General features: G+C 64.6%; 15 protein-coding genes. 9 read left to right on the forward strand and 6 right to left on the reverse strand.

Going from position 1 to position 15,202, the window contains the following annotated elements; all coding sequences use genetic code 11:
* Positions 1-104: 104 nt before the first annotated feature.
* Positions 105-2,168 carry a protein-disulfide reductase DsbD family protein gene (locus C5P05_RS25465; RefSeq protein ID WP_232834662.1) on the forward strand — a complete coding sequence of 688 codons (2,064 nt, stop codon included), beginning with the start codon at positions 105-107 and terminating at the stop codon, positions 2,166-2,168.
* A gap of 39 nt (positions 2,169-2,207) precedes the next feature.
* Here C5P05_RS25465 and C5P05_RS25470 read toward each other — a convergent pair whose 3' ends face one another.
* On the reverse strand, positions 2,208-2,906 hold the full coding sequence (locus tag C5P05_RS25470; RefSeq protein ID WP_114972659.1) for a GntR family transcriptional regulator: 699 nt from the start codon (positions 2,904-2,906) through the stop codon (positions 2,208-2,210).
* A 115-nt stretch (positions 2,907-3,021) separates the two neighbouring features.
* Between C5P05_RS25470 and C5P05_RS25475 the strand changes: the two genes are divergently transcribed.
* The 8 genes from C5P05_RS25475 to C5P05_RS25510 are packed head-to-tail and all read left to right on the forward strand — an operon-like array spanning position 3,022 to position 10,444.
* Positions 3,022-4,443, forward strand: coding sequence for an FAD-binding oxidoreductase (locus C5P05_RS25475; protein WP_114972660.1), 1,422 nt, complete (start codon positions 3,022-3,024; stop codon positions 4,441-4,443).
* Between the two features lies 1 nt (position 4,444).
* On the forward strand, positions 4,445-5,017 hold the full coding sequence (locus C5P05_RS25480) for a TRAP transporter small permease (protein ID WP_232834663.1): 573 nt from the start codon (positions 4,445-4,447) through the stop codon (positions 5,015-5,017).
* Positions 5,014-6,291 (forward strand): TRAP transporter large permease, encoded by a 1,278-nt coding sequence (locus C5P05_RS25485; protein WP_114972661.1) that lies wholly within the window; start codon positions 5,014-5,016, stop codon positions 6,289-6,291. The genes C5P05_RS25480 and C5P05_RS25485 overlap by 4 nt, the downstream gene beginning before the upstream one ends.
* A gap of 25 nt (positions 6,292-6,316) precedes the next feature.
* Positions 6,317-7,339, forward strand: coding sequence for a TRAP transporter substrate-binding protein (locus C5P05_RS25490; protein WP_114972662.1), 1,023 nt, complete (start codon positions 6,317-6,319; stop codon positions 7,337-7,339).
* Between the two features lie 2 nt (positions 7,340-7,341).
* The gene (locus C5P05_RS25495; RefSeq protein ID WP_114972663.1) at positions 7,342-8,163 is read left to right on the forward strand and encodes an SDR family NAD(P)-dependent oxidoreductase; all 822 of its coding nucleotides are present in this window, start codon (positions 7,342-7,344) and stop codon (positions 8,161-8,163) included.
* A gap of 6 nt (positions 8,164-8,169) precedes the next feature.
* Positions 8,170-9,042: an isocitrate lyase/PEP mutase family protein gene (locus tag C5P05_RS25500; RefSeq protein ID WP_114972664.1), complete on the forward strand. Its 873-nt coding sequence runs from the start codon at positions 8,170-8,172 to the stop codon at positions 9,040-9,042.
* Between the two features lie 21 nt (positions 9,043-9,063).
* On the forward strand, positions 9,064-9,984 hold the full coding sequence (locus C5P05_RS25505) for a dihydrodipicolinate synthase family protein (RefSeq protein ID WP_114972665.1): 921 nt from the start codon (positions 9,064-9,066) through the stop codon (positions 9,982-9,984).
* Between the two features lie 40 nt (positions 9,985-10,024).
* The gene (locus tag C5P05_RS25510) at positions 10,025-10,444 is read left to right on the forward strand and encodes a CoA-binding protein (RefSeq protein WP_114972666.1); all 420 of its coding nucleotides are present in this window, start codon (positions 10,025-10,027) and stop codon (positions 10,442-10,444) included.
* A gap of 25 nt (positions 10,445-10,469) precedes the next feature.
* Here the strand turns inward: C5P05_RS25510 and C5P05_RS25515 are convergent, their stop codons facing one another.
* The 5 genes from C5P05_RS25515 to C5P05_RS25535 all read right to left on the reverse strand — a co-directional run bounded on the left by C5P05_RS25515 (position 10,470) and on the right by C5P05_RS25535 (position 15,181).
* Positions 10,470-11,387: an SMP-30/gluconolactonase/LRE family protein gene (locus C5P05_RS25515; RefSeq protein ID WP_114972708.1), complete on the reverse strand. Its 918-nt coding sequence runs from the start codon at positions 11,385-11,387 to the stop codon at positions 10,470-10,472.
* Positions 11,388-11,451: 64 nt separating this feature from the next.
* Positions 11,452-12,438, reverse strand: a complete 987-nt coding sequence (locus C5P05_RS25520) for a Bug family tripartite tricarboxylate transporter substrate binding protein (protein WP_114972667.1) — start codon at positions 12,436-12,438, stop codon at positions 11,452-11,454.
* A gap of 93 nt (positions 12,439-12,531) precedes the next feature.
* Positions 12,532-13,482 carry an NAD(P)-dependent oxidoreductase gene (locus C5P05_RS25525; RefSeq protein ID WP_114972668.1) on the reverse strand — a complete coding sequence of 317 codons (951 nt, stop codon included), beginning with the start codon at positions 13,480-13,482 and terminating at the stop codon, positions 12,532-12,534.
* 5 nt (positions 13,483-13,487) lie between these two features.
* Complete coding sequence (locus C5P05_RS25530) at positions 13,488-14,171, reverse strand: RraA family protein (protein ID WP_114972669.1); 684 nt, start codon at positions 14,169-14,171, stop codon at positions 13,488-13,490.
* A gap of 41 nt (positions 14,172-14,212) precedes the next feature.
* Positions 14,213-15,181, reverse strand: coding sequence for a Bug family tripartite tricarboxylate transporter substrate binding protein (locus C5P05_RS25535; protein WP_114972670.1), 969 nt, complete (start codon positions 15,179-15,181; stop codon positions 14,213-14,215).
* Positions 15,182-15,202 lie beyond the last annotated feature (21 nt).

Here is a 15,202-nt window from a genome sequence, read left to right on the forward strand (position 1 = left end):
CGATGACTTCCGCCAAATTCCCCCTCCGCCTTTTTTTCACTACTGTTTTTATAGCTGCTTGCGCACTAGCGACGGGGGCTAGAGCCCAGAACAGCTCTAAACCCATGGTGACCACGCCCCAGGTGCGCGCCGAGCTGCTGGCGCACGCGCCGGACGGCGCCGACCCGGGCAAGACTGTGTGGGTCGGTCTGCAGCTCACGCACCAGCCCGAATGGCACACCTACTGGAAGAATTCGGGCGATTCCGGCCTGCCCACCACGCTGCAGTGGACGCTGCCACCCGGCGTGACGGCGGGCGAGATTGCCTGGCCGCTGCCGAAAAAGATCCCAATCGGCAATCTGGCCAACTATGGCTACGAGGGCACGGTGCTGCTGCCGGTGCCGCTGACCATAGGCAAGGACTTCAAGCCCTCGCTGCTGAACAGCGACATCGAGATCAAGCTCAAAGCCAGCTGGCTGGTGTGCCGAAAAGAATGCATTCCCGAGGATGGTGAATTTGCCCTGCGTCTGCCAGTGCGCGGCTCCACCGCGCTCAACGGCGCCGACTTTGACAAGAGCTTCAAGGCACAGCCCACACCACTGGCTGGCGACAGCCAGGTGGCAGTCGAGGGCAAAACGCTCAAGGTCTCGGTAGCCGGGTTGCCGTCGGCGCTGCAGGGCAAGACACTGGAGTTCTTCCCGGAAACGCCGGAAGTGATCGAGACGGCGGCCCCATGGACACAAAACTGGCAGGGCGCGGTGTGGACCGCCAACGTGCCCTTGTCCGATCACCGCAGTCAAAGCCCCGCGCTGATGCCGGTGGTGCTGGCGGCGGATGTCAACGGCCTGCACCAGGGCTTTGTGGCCCAGGCCAAGGTCGTGGGCAACTGGCCGCCAATGGCCACCGCCCAGGGTGTGTCGCCCGAACTGGCGGCGGCGCTCCAGGCCAATATCGGCACAGGGGCGCCCCCCGTCAGCCCCGCCGCCTCGCTGGGTTTGTGGGCGGCCGTGCTCGGCGCCCTGCTGGGCGGCCTCCTGCTCAACCTTATGCCCTGCGTGTTCCCGGTGCTGGCCATCAAGGTCATGGGCTTTGCCCAGCATGCGCGGGACCGGCGCGGCCACCGCATCAGCGGCCTGGCCTATGCCACGGGCGTGGTGCTGTCCTTTCTGGCGCTCGGTGCGCTGATGCTGGGCCTGCGCAGCGCCGGCGAGCAGCTGGGCTGGGGTTTCCAGCTGCAGTCGCCGGCCGTGGTGGCGGCGCTGGCGGTGTTGTTCACGGTGTTGGGGCTGAACCTGGCCGGCCTGTTTGAATTTGGCCGGTTTTTGCCGAGTCGCATGGCCGCGCACCAGGCCAAGAGCCCGTCCGTCAACGCGTTTTTGTCGGGCGTGCTGGCGGTCGCAATTGCCTCGCCCTGCACCGCGCCGTTCATGGGCGCCTCGCTCGGGCTGGCGCTGGGTCTGCCGGCGCTACAGGCTCTGCTGATTTTTGCCAGCATTGGCGCTGGCATGGCCCTGCCCTATCTGGCGGCCAGCCTGATCCCGGCCGTGGCCCGGCTATTGCCGCGTCCCGGCGCGTGGATGGACACTTTCCGCCGCGCCATGGCGTTTCCGATGTTTGCCACCGTCGTCTGGCTGGTGTGGGTGTTGGGCCAGCAAAGCGGCATCGACGGCGCCGGCGCCCTGCTGGCGCTGCTGGTGGCCCTGAGTGGCGTGATCTGGGCGCTCACCCTCAAGGGCCGCAGCCGGCTCATCATTGCTACTGTTTCAATAGCTGTGTTCGCCCTGTTGACGGGGGCTATCGGCCAAAATATCTTCAAACTCATGGAGATCAGGACAGCGGCGGCCAGTGATCAGCGCTGGCAAGCCTGGGCGCCGGGCCGGGTCGAAAGCGTGCTGGCCACCGGTGCGCCGGTGTTCGTCGACTTCACCGCCGCTTGGTGCGTGACCTGCCAGTACAACAAGAAAACCACGCTCGCCGATGCGGCGGTGCTGGCCGATCTGGATGCCAAGAAAGTCACCCTGCTGCGTGCCGACTGGACCCGGCGCGACCCGGCCATCACCGCGGCGCTTGGCGCACTGGGGCGCAACGGCGTGCCGGTGTATGTGCTGTACAAGGCCGGCAGCGCACCGGTGGTGCTGTCTGAAATCCTGAGCGTGCAGGAAGTGCGCTCGGCCATCGCCAGTCTCTAGCACCCCAACCCCCAGGAGTCCCTGGGGACCTTGTCGTCGTCAGGGCTGAATGACGGCTGCGACTCGGTTGCGCGCCTTCAGGTTGTTCACATAGTTGTCGCGCGTGCCGATCACGTGTTCACGCATGAGGACATCGAAGGCGGCAAAGTCACCGGCGTCAAACAGCGCCAGCAGGCGCTTGTGCTGCTCCAGACCGCGCGGATGCAGCACATCGGCCGGCGCCGACAGGTGCGTGCGCAGGGCCGCAATCTTGGCCCCGGCCGTCGCATAAGCGGCCTGCATATAGGGGTTGCCGCAGTGGTCGACAAAGGCCTCGTGCAGGCGCGTGTCGGCACGGCTGTAGCGCACGGCGTCCTTCTCCTGGCAGGCGACTTCCATGTCGGCGATTGCTGACGCCATGGTCGCGAGGGTGGCCGCGCGGTCGTGTCGCCAGGCCAGCTCGGCCGAACGCGGCTCGATCACGCAACGAAATTCGCACAGCGCCGCGATGTCGGCCTCGCTGGCGTCAAAGACATAGCTGCCGCGCTGCGGCCGCACATTGACCAAGCCCAGTGACTGCAGCTGGTTCAGGGCCTCGCGCACCGGCGTGCGGCTGACGCCGAAGGACGCGGCCAGCGTTTCCTCCGGAATCATCGCGCCCAGCGCGAACTGGCCATCAATGATGGCTTCGCGCAATCGCTGCGCCACGATGGTGGCGAGCGACTTCGGCGTTTCGATTTTGAAATTAAGTGCGGGCAAAGCGCGTTTCTCCTACGGGCAATTGGAACACGTGCTCCCTGCGGCGCGCGCAATGGGTTCACTCAGGGATTTCACCTATATACCTTAGTACCTTACATACAAGACAATCATAACCATGAACTCAAACACCCCTGCATTCACCACCGAAGAACCGCTCGCGGCGCTGGCCCGGCTGCGCGAGCTGTTGGGCCCGGCCGCCGTGCTGATCGGCGCCGACGTGCCCGCGCGCAACTGCAACGACTGGAGCACCCAGCCGCCCCAGACACCGATCGCCGTCGTGCGGCCTGTCGACGCCGCCGGCGTCTCAGCGGCGTTCAAGGCCTGCCGCGCCGCCGGCCTGTCCGTGGTGCCGCAGGGCGGTCTCACCGGTTTGTGCGGCGGCGCGCGGCCCGAGCCGGGCTGGGTCGCCCTGTCACTGGAACGCATGGTCGGCGTGGAAGAAATCGATGGCGCCAGTTCCACCATGACGGTCTGGGCCGGCACGCCGCTGGAAGCGGTGCAGCGCGCCGCCAGCGAGGCCGGTTTTTACTTCGCGCTGGATCTGGGCGCGCGCGGCTCCTGCGCCATCGGCGGCAACCTGTCGACCAACGCCGGCGGCAACCGGGTGATCCGTTACGGCATGGCGCGCGAACTGGTGCTCGGGCTGGAAGTGGTCTTGCCCGACGGCACCATCGTCACCAGCCTGAACAAGATGATCAAGAACAATGCTGGCTACGACCTGAAGCACCTGTTCATCGGCAGCGAAGGCACGCTGGGCGTCATCACGCGCATCGTGCTGCGCCTGCATCCGCAACCGCAATGTACGCTGTCGGCGCTGTGCGCCCTGCCCGATTACGCGGCCGTGGTGCGCCTGCTCGGCGCCGCGCGCAGTGGGTTGGGGCCGCTGCTGTCGGCGTTCGAGGTGATGTGGCCGGACTACTGGGATGTGGTGACCAAACGGGTCGGCGTGCGTGCCCCGGTGGCCGACGGGTACGGCTTTTATGTGCTGGTCGAGGCCCAGGGCACGGACGACACGGTGGACGGCCCGCGCTTTCAGCGCTGGCTCGAAAACTTGCTTGACGAAGGCGCCTTGGCCGACGCCGCGCTGGCCCAGTCCGTCGCCGACACCCAATCGTTCTGGGCGCTGCGCGATGCCTGCGCCGAGTTCTTTCCCACCTTGGGCCCGCATATTTCCTACGACGTCGGCCTGGCCGTGAAGTCGATGAACGCCTACGCCGTGGCCTGCAAGGCGGCGCTGGCCGCCGCGATTCCCGGCTGCGAGAGTGTCTATTACGGCCACGTCGGCGATGGCAACCTGCACCTGGTGGCCTGGGTGGACGGCCTCAGCGTGGCGCAGCAGCCCAAGGAAGCCATGGACGAGGTGATCTACGGCCTGGTGCGCGAATTCAACGGCACGGTGTCGGCGGAACACGGCATCGGCACGGTCAAGAAAAAATGGCTCGGCCATGCCCGCAGCCCGGAAGAAATCGCCTTGATGAAAACCATCAAGCGGGCGCTCGACCCGCAAGGCCTGCTCAACCCCGGCAAGGTGGTGTGAGGTGACTGTGTCCCCGCAAAGCGGCCTGCAGCGCCTGCTGGACTGGCTGTTCAAGGCGATTGAGGCCGTGCTGGCCGGGCTGCTGCTGGGCATGGTGCTGATGGTGTTCGGCAACGTGGTGCTGCGCTATGCCTTCAATTCCGGCATCGTGATGTCGGAAGAGTTGTCGCGCTTCTTCTTCGTCTGGCTCACCTTCATCGGTGCCATCGTCGCGATGCGCGACGGCACCCACCTGGGCATGGACAACGTGGTCAGCAAGCTCTCGCGGCGCGGCAAGCTGGTCTGCCTGACTATCAGCCAGGGCCTGATCCTGCTGTGCTGCGCCATGCTGTTCTGGGGCACCTGGCGCCAGCATGAAATCAATGCCACCAACATGGCGCCGGTGACGGGCATGTCCATGATCTGGGTGTTTGGCGTGGGTTACCTCACCAGCGCCGCCATCGCCGTGCACGCCCTGCACAAGTTTTGGCGCATCGCCAGTGGGCAGATTCGCGACGATGAGCTGATCGAGATCAGCGAAAGCGAAGACATGCCGCATGCCCCCGCGGTTGCGGCCACGGAAAGCAAAACATGACGGTCGCCATTTTCGCCATTTCCCTGTTCGGCGCCATGGCGGTCGGACTGCCAATTGCCTTTGCGTTGCTGATCTGCGGTGCAGTGTTGATGGTCACGCAAGGCCAGATCGACACCACCATCCTGTCGCAAAAATTGCTCGAAGGCGCCGACAGCTTTCCGCTGCTGGCGATTCCCTTCTTCATGCTGGCCGGCGAGTTGATGAACGCCGGCGGCATTTCCAAGCGCATCGTCAATTTCGCGCTGGCCTGGGTCGGCCATTTCCGGGGCGGTCTGGGCATCGTGGCGATTTTTGCCTGTGTCGTGATGGCCGCCATTTCGGGCAGCGCCGCCGCCGACACGGCAGCCATCGGCGCCCTGCTGATCCCGATGATGCGCCGGGCCGGCTACAACATTCCACGCGCCTCCGGCCTGATCGCCGCCGGCGGGGTGATTGCGCCGGTCATTCCACCCTCGATCGGCCTGATCGTGTTCGGCGTCATCGCCAATGTATCGATTGGCAAGCTGTTCATGGCCGGCATTGTCCCCGGCCTGATGATGGGTCTGGCCCTGCTCGTGACCTGGTTGTGGGTGGCGCGCAAGGACCAGGTGGCCGTGCTGCCCAAGCAGAATATGGCGGCACGCACGCGCGCCGGTGTCGATGGCGTGTGGGCGCTTCTGATGCCCCTGGGCATCATTGGCGGCATGAAGTTCGGCATCTTCACGCCGACCGAGGCCGGTGTCGCGGCCTGTGTCTACGCCTTCGTGGTCGGCGCCTTCATCTACCGCGAACTGGCCCTGCGCCAAGTCTACGGCCTGCTGGTGTCGGCCGCCAAGAGCACGGCGGTGATCGTGTTCCTGATCGCCGCCGCGCTGGTGTCGGCCTGGCTGATCACCACCTCGGAGGTGCCGCAACAGGTGGCGGCCCTGCTCGCACCTTTCACCGGCAACCCAACGCTGCTGATGTTCGTAATCATGCTGCTGGTGGTCATCGTCGGCTCGGCGCTGGACTTCGCGCCCACGCTGATGATCCTCACGCCGGTGCTGATGCCGGTGGTGAAGGAAGCCGGTATCGATCCGGTGTACTTCGGCGTGCTGTTCATCATGAACAACGCCATCGGCCTGATCACGCCGCCGGTGGGCATCGTGCTCAACGTCATGTGCGGCGTGTCCAAGATTTCGATGAGCGAGTTGATGAAAGGCCTGTGGCCTTTCCTGTGGGCTGAATTGGCGGTGTTGTTTTTGCTGGTGCTGTTCCCGTCGCTAGTACTGGTGCCGCTGAAGTGGTTGACCTGATTTTTTATTCAAAGGAGACAGTGAGATGAAATTGTTCAAAAATTCCCGCACGCGCTTCGGCGCCCTCGCCTTCACGGCCATCGCACTGGCCGCCGGCAGCGCCCAGGCGCAGTTTCAGGAGCGCAGCTTCAAGGTCTCCAACGGCGTCAGCAAGGAGCATCCGATGGGCAATGGCCTGGCCAAGATGGGCGCCTGCACCCTGGCCAAATCGGGCGGCAAGATGAAGATCCAGCCCTACTGGGACGGCTCGCTGGGCAATGACCTGACCGCCACCCAGAGCGTGCGCACCGGCTCGCTCGACATGGTGCTGACCTCCACCGCGCCGCTGGTCGGCATCGTGCCCTCGCTGGGCGTGTTCGATCTGCCCTTCCTGTTCGGCAACGAGACAGAAGCGGATGCGGTGCTCGACGGCAAGGCCGGCGACTGGTTCGCGGCCAAGCTGCCGGCGGTGGGCGTGATCAACCTGGCCTGGTGGGAAAACGGCTTTCGCCACACCACCAACTCCAAACGCCCCATCACCAAGGCCGAAGACTTTGACGGCGTGAAGATGCGCGTGATGCAAAACACCATCTTCATCGACACCTTCAAGACGCTGGGGAGTAATGCCGTGCCCATGGCGTTCTCCGAGGTCTACTCCGCGCTGGAAACCAAGACCGTGGACGGCCAGGAAAACCCGTTCACCAACATCGAGAACATGAAGTTCTACGAGGTGCAGAAGTACCTGACGCTGACCAAGCACGCCTACAGCCCGACGCTGGTGCTGTTCTCCAAGAAAATCTGGGACACACTGGCACCGCAGGAGCAAGCCACCCTCAAGGAATGCGCCGCCGTGGGCCGCGAGGAGCAGCGCAAAGTCAACCGCGAACTGTCGGCCAAGAGCGTGGCCAACCTCAAGTCCAAGGGCATGCTGGTCAACGAAATCAGTCCGGCCGAGATGCAGCGCATCCGCGACAAGTCCAAGGTGATTTACGAGCGCCATGCCAAGGAAATCGGCGATGAGGCGATCACCCTGGTGTCGGGTGAATTGAAGCGCATCCGGGGCCAGTGAGCATGACATTGGCTTCCATTTCGCCCGCGCTGGTGGTCGCCATCACCGGCGCGGGCCAAGGTATCGGCCGTGGGCTGGCCCTGGCGTTCGCGCGCCAGGGCGCACATGCAGTGGTCGTGTCCGACATCAACGAACAAGCCGCCGCCAAGGTGGCCGACGAAGTGCACGGCCTGGGCGGCCAAGCCCTGGCGCTGCAGGCCGACGTGACCCGGGCCGCCGACTGCGCCGCCCTGGTTGCGCAGACCGTGCAGGCCTTCGGCCGGCTCGACGTGATGGTGTGCAACGCCGGCATCATGCAGCTGCGCCCGCTGCTCGAACTCGAAGCCGAGGACTGGGACCGCATGCTGGCGGTCAACGTCAAGGGCAGCTTTCTCACGCTGCAGGCGGCGGCGCGGCAGATGCTGGAACAGCCGCCGCTGGCCGCCGGCCGGCCACGCGGCAAGATCATCACCATGGCCTCGATCGCCGGGCGCAGCGGCGCCGGGCCGATTGCCGCCTTGATTGCACCGTACCGCGCCAGCAAGGCGGCGCTGATCAGCCTCACGCAGTCGGCCGCCATCACCTTTGCGCCGCACATCACGGTCAACGCCATCTGTCCTGGCCTGGTCGAAACCGACATGTGGAAGCAGATGGACCGCGACTGGACCGCGTTGCAGGGCATTGAAGAGGGCGCAGCCTGGAAGCAGCGCACGGCCACCATCCCGATGGGCCGGCCGCAGCAGCCCGAGGACGTCGCCAACCTGGCGCTGTTCCTGGCCTCACCCGCCTCCGATTACATGACCGGCCAGTCGATCAACATCGACGGCGGCCTGATGATGAACTGAGCCCCCATGCACCAACATCCCGCATTGCAACTCCAGGAACGCCTGCGCGCCGGTGGCCTCGTCCAGGTGCCCGGCGCCTATGACGCCCTGTCGGCCCGCCTGGTCGAGCGCGCCGGCTTCCCGGCCGTCTACATGACCGGCTTCGGCGCCACCGCCGCGCGCCTGGGCCAGCCCGACATCGGGCTCTTGACCCAGACCGAGATGACCACCCACGCACGCGACATGGTGCGCGCCGTGGCTATTCCCGTGATCGCCGACGCCGACACCGGCTACGGCGGCCCCTCCAACATCGAACGCACGGTGCGCGAATACATTCAGGCCGGCGTGGCGGCGATCCACCTGGAAGACCAGATCGCCCCGAAACGCTGCGGCCAGATGGCCGGCATCCGCCTGATGGACACACGCGAAAACGAGCGCCGGCTGCGCTGCGCGCTGGCGGCCCGCGGCGATGACGCCCTGCTGGTGATCGGCCGCACCGACGCCCTGCCCGCCCTGGGCATCGACGAGGCGGTCGCGCGCGCCAAGCGCTACCAGGACGCCGGCGTCGATCTGGTGTTCGTCGACGGCATCAAGACGGTGGCCGAGGTCGAGGCGGTCGCGCGCCGGGTGGCCGGCCCCAAGGTCGTGTCCATCGTCGACGGCACCGATGCCGCGGCGCTGACCGCCACCAACCTGCAGGACATGGGTTTCGCCCTGGTGTTTTACGCCGTGACCGCGCTGTTCAGCGCGGCGCGCGCCGTTGAGCAGGCGCTGGCCGAGCTGCATGCCAGCGGCACGCCGCGCGGGCTCAGCACCCCCGGCATGAGCTACGCCGATTTTTCCCGTGTCGTCGGCCTGGCCGAGCACCAGCGCCTGGACCAGGAGTTCGGCGCTTCCTGATTCCTCCTACAAAGAACCTTTATGAACACTCCACAAATTCCCTACCAGGGCATCTGGCCCGCCCTGTTGACACCGCTGACTGCCGATCTGGCGATCGACATTCCCTCGTTCGCGCGCCACGCCTGCAGCTTGATCGATGCCGGCTGTACCGGCGTCACGCCTTTTGGCACCACCGGCGAGGGGCCCTCGTTCAGCGTGGCCGAGCGCATCGCGGCGGTGGACGGGCTCATCGCCGGCGGCGTGCCGGCCGGGCGCATCCTGGTTTCGACCAGTTGCGCCGCCCTGCCCGATGCAGTGGAACTCACGCGCCACGCAACGCAAGCGGGCGCCTTCGGCAGCCTGCTGCTACCGCCCTTCTTCCTCAAGGGCGTGTCCGACCAGGGCGTGATCGATGCCTACCGCTGGGTCATCGACCAGGTGGCCGACCCGCGCCTGCGCATCGTGCTGTACCACATTCCCCAGGTCTCCGGCGTGCCCTTAAGCCACCACGTAATCGAAACTCTGAAGACGCTCTACCCCAAGACCATCATCGGCATCAAGGACAGCAGCGGCCAGCGCGAAGGCTCACTCGCCTTCGCCAAAGCTTTCATGCCGCCGCTGCAAGTCTGGGTCGGCAACGAGCCGGACCTGCAGGTGATGGCCGCGCGCGGCAGCGTCGGCGCGGTCAGCGGCGTGGCCAATGTCCTGCCGCACCTGCTGCAGCGGCTGGTGGGACAGTTCGACGGCCCGGACGCCGCGCGCGATCTGCAACGCGTGAAGGATTTCATCGGCATTCTGGGCGGCTACGGCGTGACGGCGGCCTTCAAGGGCATCATGGCGATCCTAACCCAAGACCCGGGCTGGCGGCGCGTGCGCCCACCGCTGGTGGCGCTCACTGACGCGGAGTATCAGCATCTGGTGGCGCAGATGAACGCCTTCGCACTGGACCCCAGCAAAGACTGAGGAAAAGACGGCCTGGCGGGGGTTTGCGTACACTGGGCGGATGAGCGAAACACACAACATCCAACACATCCTGGTCAGCTACAAAACCGTGGCCGTGGTGGGCTTGAGCCCCAAGCCGCACCGCGCCAGTTTCGAGGTGGCGCACTACATGCAGACACAGGGCTGGCGCATCATCCCGGTCAACCCGGTGGCCGCCGCCAGCGGCGCGCCCATCCTCGGCGAGAAAGTCTATGCCACGCTGCTGGAGGCGGCGCAGCACGAAAAGATTGAGCTGGTGGACGTGTTCCGCAAATCCGAAGATGTGCCGCCGGTCGCGGCCCAGGCCATCGCCATTGGCGCCCAGGCTTTGTGGCTGCAACTGGGCATCGAAAATGCCGAGGCAGCCGCTGCAGCCGAAGCCGCCGGCCTGCGGGTGGTGCAGAACAAGTGCCTGCTGGTGGAACACGCGCGGCAACGATAGGCCAGGTACCCCACGGGCCATGGGTTCAAAGGCGCTGGTGAAGCTTCATCCCGGGCATATCCATCGCGATGCGTAAAACGTCCCCAGACGTGGCGTCTGTCGCGTACAGGGTCTTGCGATCCGCGCCGCCGAAAGCCAGATTGGTCAGTGAATGCCCCGGCGTACCGCACAGCACCTGAACCGGTTCCGCTCGAGGGTTGAGAACCCAGATATAGGCCAGTCCGGGATTCGCCACCAGGAGACTCCCCGACTCGTCCATGGCCAGTCCATCCGGGCCACTCGGACCGTACGAAGTGAAAAACTGCCCGGCCTTGGAGACACTGCCATCGGCCAGCACGGGCATGCGCCAGACACAGTTGCCGCGGGTCACCGCCACGAACAGAAAGCGCTCGTCGGGCGACAACACAATCCCGTTGGGACTGGGTATGTTCGACAGCAGTAGATCCAGCCGACCTGCAGGTGTCAGCCGGTAGACGCGCCCGGTGGGGTCATGCAGTCCGGTCTGCCCCTGATCGGTGAAGTAAAGATTGCCTTGTGAATCAAGGATGAGATCGTTGACACCCTTGAAGCTTTCGGTGTTGCGCCGTGTCAGGAAGGGTCGCAACTCGCCACTGAGCACGTTGACCAGCATCAGCCCGTTGCGGTAGTCGGTCACCAGCAATTCGGCGGCGCTGATGAACTTCATGCCGTTAGGTTCGCCATCCCACTGCGCCACCAGATCCCATTCACCCTTGGGGTCGATACGAAACACGCGCCCGAATGGAATATCGCTCACATAGAGGTTGCCGGCATCGTCAAACACCGGGCCTTCAAGGAACGAGTCACTCTCACGCCCGCCCTGGTTGGCGTCACCCCACACGCTGCGCTGGGGCTGGCGATAGCGTTGGGGCAAGCTGGTGAACGTCTCCAGCGTGCGGACTTCAGGTGGATTCAAGAGAAACACGAGCGATCGCCCCATGGTGAAATGATCAAAAGGTATACCGCCTGGCCGGCTTGTCAACCGGGATTTATTGTTTTTCAAACGCGGCGTTGGCCGTCACCTTGCCCCAGTTGTCGGTGCTGTCCCGGAGCATTCGCGCAAACACGTCAGCGCCCACCTGGCGCGGCTCGGCGCCCATGCCTTCGGCAAATGTTTTCATGTCGCTGGACGCCATGGCCGTGGCAATTTCTTTTTGCAGGCGGGCCAGGATCTCGGGCGGTGTGCCTTTGGGCGCCCACAAACCGGTCCAGTTGACAATGCCGGGCCATTGGGTGCCGGCCTCCGTGAAGGTTGGCACCGCCGGCAAGGCCGACAGCCGCTTGTCGCCGCTGACCGCCAGCAGACGCAGCTTGACGCCTTTGACGTTGCCCATCAGACCCGTCGTGGAGGCGATCTGAAAATCAATGGTGCTGGACAAAACCGCTTGCGTTGCCTCGCCCGCGCCCTTGAACGGGATGTGCATGAAATTCACACCGGCGGCAATGCCCAGCGCCTCGCTCGCAAAATGCGGCGTGGTGCCTGGCCCGCCCGTGCCATACGTCACTTGATTGGGCTTGCGTTTGGCCTCCGCCAGCAAATCGGTCAGGGTTATGAAGGGCGACTGCGCATTCACGGCCAAAGCCATGGGCGCGAAGACAAACGCGCCCACTGGCAGCAGATCCACCGCCGGGTCAAACGGCAGTTTCTTGAAAATGTGCGGCAACAGCGAGAACGTGGTGTCGTTGGCCATCAGGGTGTAACCATCCGCCGGTGATTGCGCCACTTGCGCGGCGCCGATGGTGCCGGTGGCACCCGCCTTGTTCTCGATGAAAAAACTCTGACCCGTCTGCTCGGTGAGTTTTTGCGCCATTTTTCGCGTGACCAGATCCACGGCGCCGCCGGGGCCATAGGGCACGACGATCTTGACGGGCTTGCTGGGCCAGGCCGGTTGCGCCTGTGCCGCGCTGGTGGCTAAGCCCAGTGCGGCCAAGGCACAGCCAGCGAAGACAGATCGGCGAGTTGATTTACAAAACATGGCAGTCTCCTATTAATAATCATCAATCCAGTGTGATGCCCGACGTCTTGATCACGCGGGCCCATTTGAGGCGGGCATGGCTGTGTTTGGGTTTCAGGCTGCGACGGGCGCATGGCTTTGCAAGACCGCCAGGGTATTCTTGGCAGCGGCCACCCCCATATTCACATAGGCGTCGCTGGTGACGCCACCGATGTGCGGGCTCAGGATGAAGCCAGGCTGGTCATGAAAGATGTGCGGTACGGTCATCGGTTCGACGCCGAAGCTGTCCAGCCCGGCCATGGCCACCTGCCCGCCGCGCACCGCCGCCAGCAGCGCGAGTTCGTCGATCAAGCCACCGCGCGCCGTGTTGATCACAATGACGCCTTTTTTGCACCGCGCCAGCGTGTCGGCATTGAGCAATTGCTTGTTCTCGGCGGTCAGGGGGCAATGCAGCGAAATTGCGTCGGCCTCGCGCCATAGCGTGTCCAGATCAACCGCCTGGATGTAAGCCAGCAGATTTTTCGCGAATGGGTCAAAGCCGATCACGCGCATGCCCATGGCATCGGCCATCTTCGCAAAGCGTTGGCCAATGGCCCCCAGGCCGATCAGGCCAATGGTGCGGCCGCCCAGCTCCAGACTCTTGTGGCTCGCCTTGTCCCAATGCCCGGCGTGCATGCGCGCGTTGAGCTGCACCACCGACTTGGCACACGCCAGCAGCATGGCCAGCGCCTGCTCCGCCACCGCTGCGGCGTTGACGCCGACCGCCGCCGTGACGGCGATGCCACGCGCTCTGGCCGCATCCTTGTCGATGGTGTCAGTGCCGCTACCATGCTTGGAGATGACCTTGAGCGACGGCGAGGCATCCATCAGCTCCGCCGTGATGCTGCTGTAGCGCACGATATAGGCCACGGGATCGTGGCGCCAGGCCAAGGCGATCAAGTCGGGCACCTGGGGCGTCTTGCCGGCGTAGACCAGCTCATAGTCCGTGAGCAGCGCCACCGCCTGCGGCGCCAGATCGGCCGCGGTGACGATGATCACCGGTTTGCGGTTCAGGGCTTGCTGCATGGCGCTCACAGGCTTTCTCCCTCTTTCAGCACCCCGGCGCTCACCAGTGAAGCGGTCAACCACGAGGCACGGGTCTTGCCTTCCTTGATGGCCGCAATGCGCTTGGCCTCGGCCACGACTTTATGCGCAGCCAAAGGCAGCAAGGATTCAATCTTCTCGCGCTCCACCACCACGACACCATCGCCGTCGCCAATGATGAAATCACCGGGATTCACCGTCACGCCGCCGACCGATACCGGGTGGCCGATGCGCCCGCCAACTTGCTTGGTCGGGCCGTTGGGATTGGTGCCGACCGAGAACACGGGATAGTCCATCTCGTCAATCTCCAGGCTGTCGCGCACGGCGCCATCCATCACCACACCCGCCAGGCCAAGCTGCTTGCAGGCCGTCATCATGATGGTGCCCATCAAGGCCGCGCTCTGGTCACCCTTGCCGTCGATCACCAGCACGTCACCGGGTTTGGCCAGCGCCATGGCAGCGTGGATCATGAGGTTGTCGCCGGGACGCACTTCCACGGTGAAGGCCGGTCCCGCCACTTTCATACGCGGTCGCAGTGCCGCAATGCGGCCATGCAGCGCGCCGCGGCGGCCCGCCACGTCGGAGAATATGGCGGGCTGGTACTGCGCGGCTTGGGCGATGATGTCGGCGCTCACGCGGGGGAAGTCTTTGATGATGTCTGAAAGATTCATGGGAGTGGTCCTGGATGAGGGGGGCGAAAATCGGGGGCTGTTCAATCCAGTTTGGCGCCAGACTCTTTGATGATGGGTGCCCAGCGCGCGATGTCGCTTTTGATCAGGGCCGAAAACTGCTCGGGTGTACCGCCCAGTACATCGGCACCCTGTTCTCCAAGCTTTTTCTTGACGTCAGCGCTTTGCAGCGCCTTGTTGATCTCGGTGTTCAGGCGCACCACGATGTCTTTGGGCACCGCGGTAGGCGCCACAAAACCGAACCAGGTGACGGCTTCAAAGCCTTTGTAGCCCGATTCAGCGACCGTGGGCACCTGCGGCAGATCGTCCACGCGGTTCAGCGAGGTGACGGCAAGCGCGCGCATCTTGCCATTTTTGATGTGCCCGAGCAGTGTCGGCACCGACGACATGTAGAGCTGCACCTGGCCGCCAATCAGGTCGGTGCTCGCCTGGGCTGCGCCCTTGTACGGAATATGCGTGAACTTGACGCCAGCCGTCTTCTGAAACAGCTCGCTGGCCAGGTGCGCCACCGTACCGTTGCCCGGCGAGGCAAAGTTGAGGGAAGCGGGCTTGGCCTTGCTCGCGTTGACGATGTCGGCCAGCGTCTTGTAGGGCGAATCGGCCGCCACCACCAAGACGAGCGGGGCACTGGCCACCAGACCCACGGGCGCCAGGTCCTTCAGCGAGTCGTAAGGCATCTTGCTGTACAGCGTGGGGTTGATGGCCAAGTTGCTGGTCTGGCCCAGCGCCAGGGTGTAACCATCACCAGCGGCCTTGGCGGCCGCGTCGACCCCGAGGTTGCCGCCGCTACCGGGTTTGTTTTCGACCACAAAACTCCAACCCAGCGTGCTTGAGAGCTTGTTGGTGACATCGCGCGCAATGATGTCGGTGCCGCCGCCGGCGGGGAACGGCACGATCACGCGAATCGGCTTGTTGGGGTAATTCTGGGCAAAAACGGGGAAGGCCAGACTGGCGAATAAAGTGGCCAGAAGGCCGCGACGCAGCAATGTCATGAGATGTCTCCTGAGTTATTG

The sequence above is a fragment of the Rhodoferax ferrireducens genome, assembly GCF_003347515.1.
GTDB lineage: Bacteria > Pseudomonadota > Gammaproteobacteria > Burkholderiales > Burkholderiaceae_C > Rhodoferax.

What these genes read in the sequence shown, in the direction of transcription:
- C5P05_RS25530 (WP_114972669.1), bottom strand. Translation starts at nt 14,171, where the DNA reads ATGAATCTTTCAGACATCATCAAAGACTTCCCCCGCGTGAGCGCCGAC.
- C5P05_RS25495 (WP_114972663.1), top strand. Translation starts at nt 7,342, where the DNA reads ATGACATTGGCTTCCATTTCGCCCGCGCTGGTGGTCGCCATCACCGGC.
- C5P05_RS25465 (WP_232834662.1), top strand. Translation starts at nt 105, where the DNA reads ATGGTGACCACGCCCCAGGTGCGCGCCGAGCTGCTGGCGCACGCGCCG.
- C5P05_RS25500 (WP_114972664.1), top strand. Translation starts at nt 8,170, where the DNA reads ATGCACCAACATCCCGCATTGCAACTCCAGGAACGCCTGCGCGCCGGT.
- C5P05_RS25490 (WP_114972662.1), top strand. Translation starts at nt 6,317, where the DNA reads ATGAAATTGTTCAAAAATTCCCGCACGCGCTTCGGCGCCCTCGCCTTC.
- C5P05_RS25485 (WP_114972661.1), top strand. Translation starts at nt 5,014, where the DNA reads ATGACGGTCGCCATTTTCGCCATTTCCCTGTTCGGCGCCATGGCGGTC.
- C5P05_RS25520 (WP_114972667.1), bottom strand. Translation starts at nt 12,438, where the DNA reads ATGTTTTGTAAATCAACTCGCCGATCTGTCTTCGCTGGCTGTGCCTTG.
- C5P05_RS25475 (WP_114972660.1), top strand. Translation starts at nt 3,022, where the DNA reads ATGAACTCAAACACCCCTGCATTCACCACCGAAGAACCGCTCGCGGCG.
- C5P05_RS25510 (WP_114972666.1), top strand. Translation starts at nt 10,025, where the DNA reads ATGAGCGAAACACACAACATCCAACACATCCTGGTCAGCTACAAAACC.
- C5P05_RS25525 (WP_114972668.1), bottom strand. Translation starts at nt 13,482, where the DNA reads ATGCAGCAAGCCCTGAACCGCAAACCGGTGATCATCGTCACCGCGGCC.
- C5P05_RS25535 (WP_114972670.1), bottom strand. Translation starts at nt 15,181, where the DNA reads ATGACATTGCTGCGTCGCGGCCTTCTGGCCACTTTATTCGCCAGTCTG.
- C5P05_RS25505 (WP_114972665.1), top strand. Translation starts at nt 9,064, where the DNA reads ATGAACACTCCACAAATTCCCTACCAGGGCATCTGGCCCGCCCTGTTG.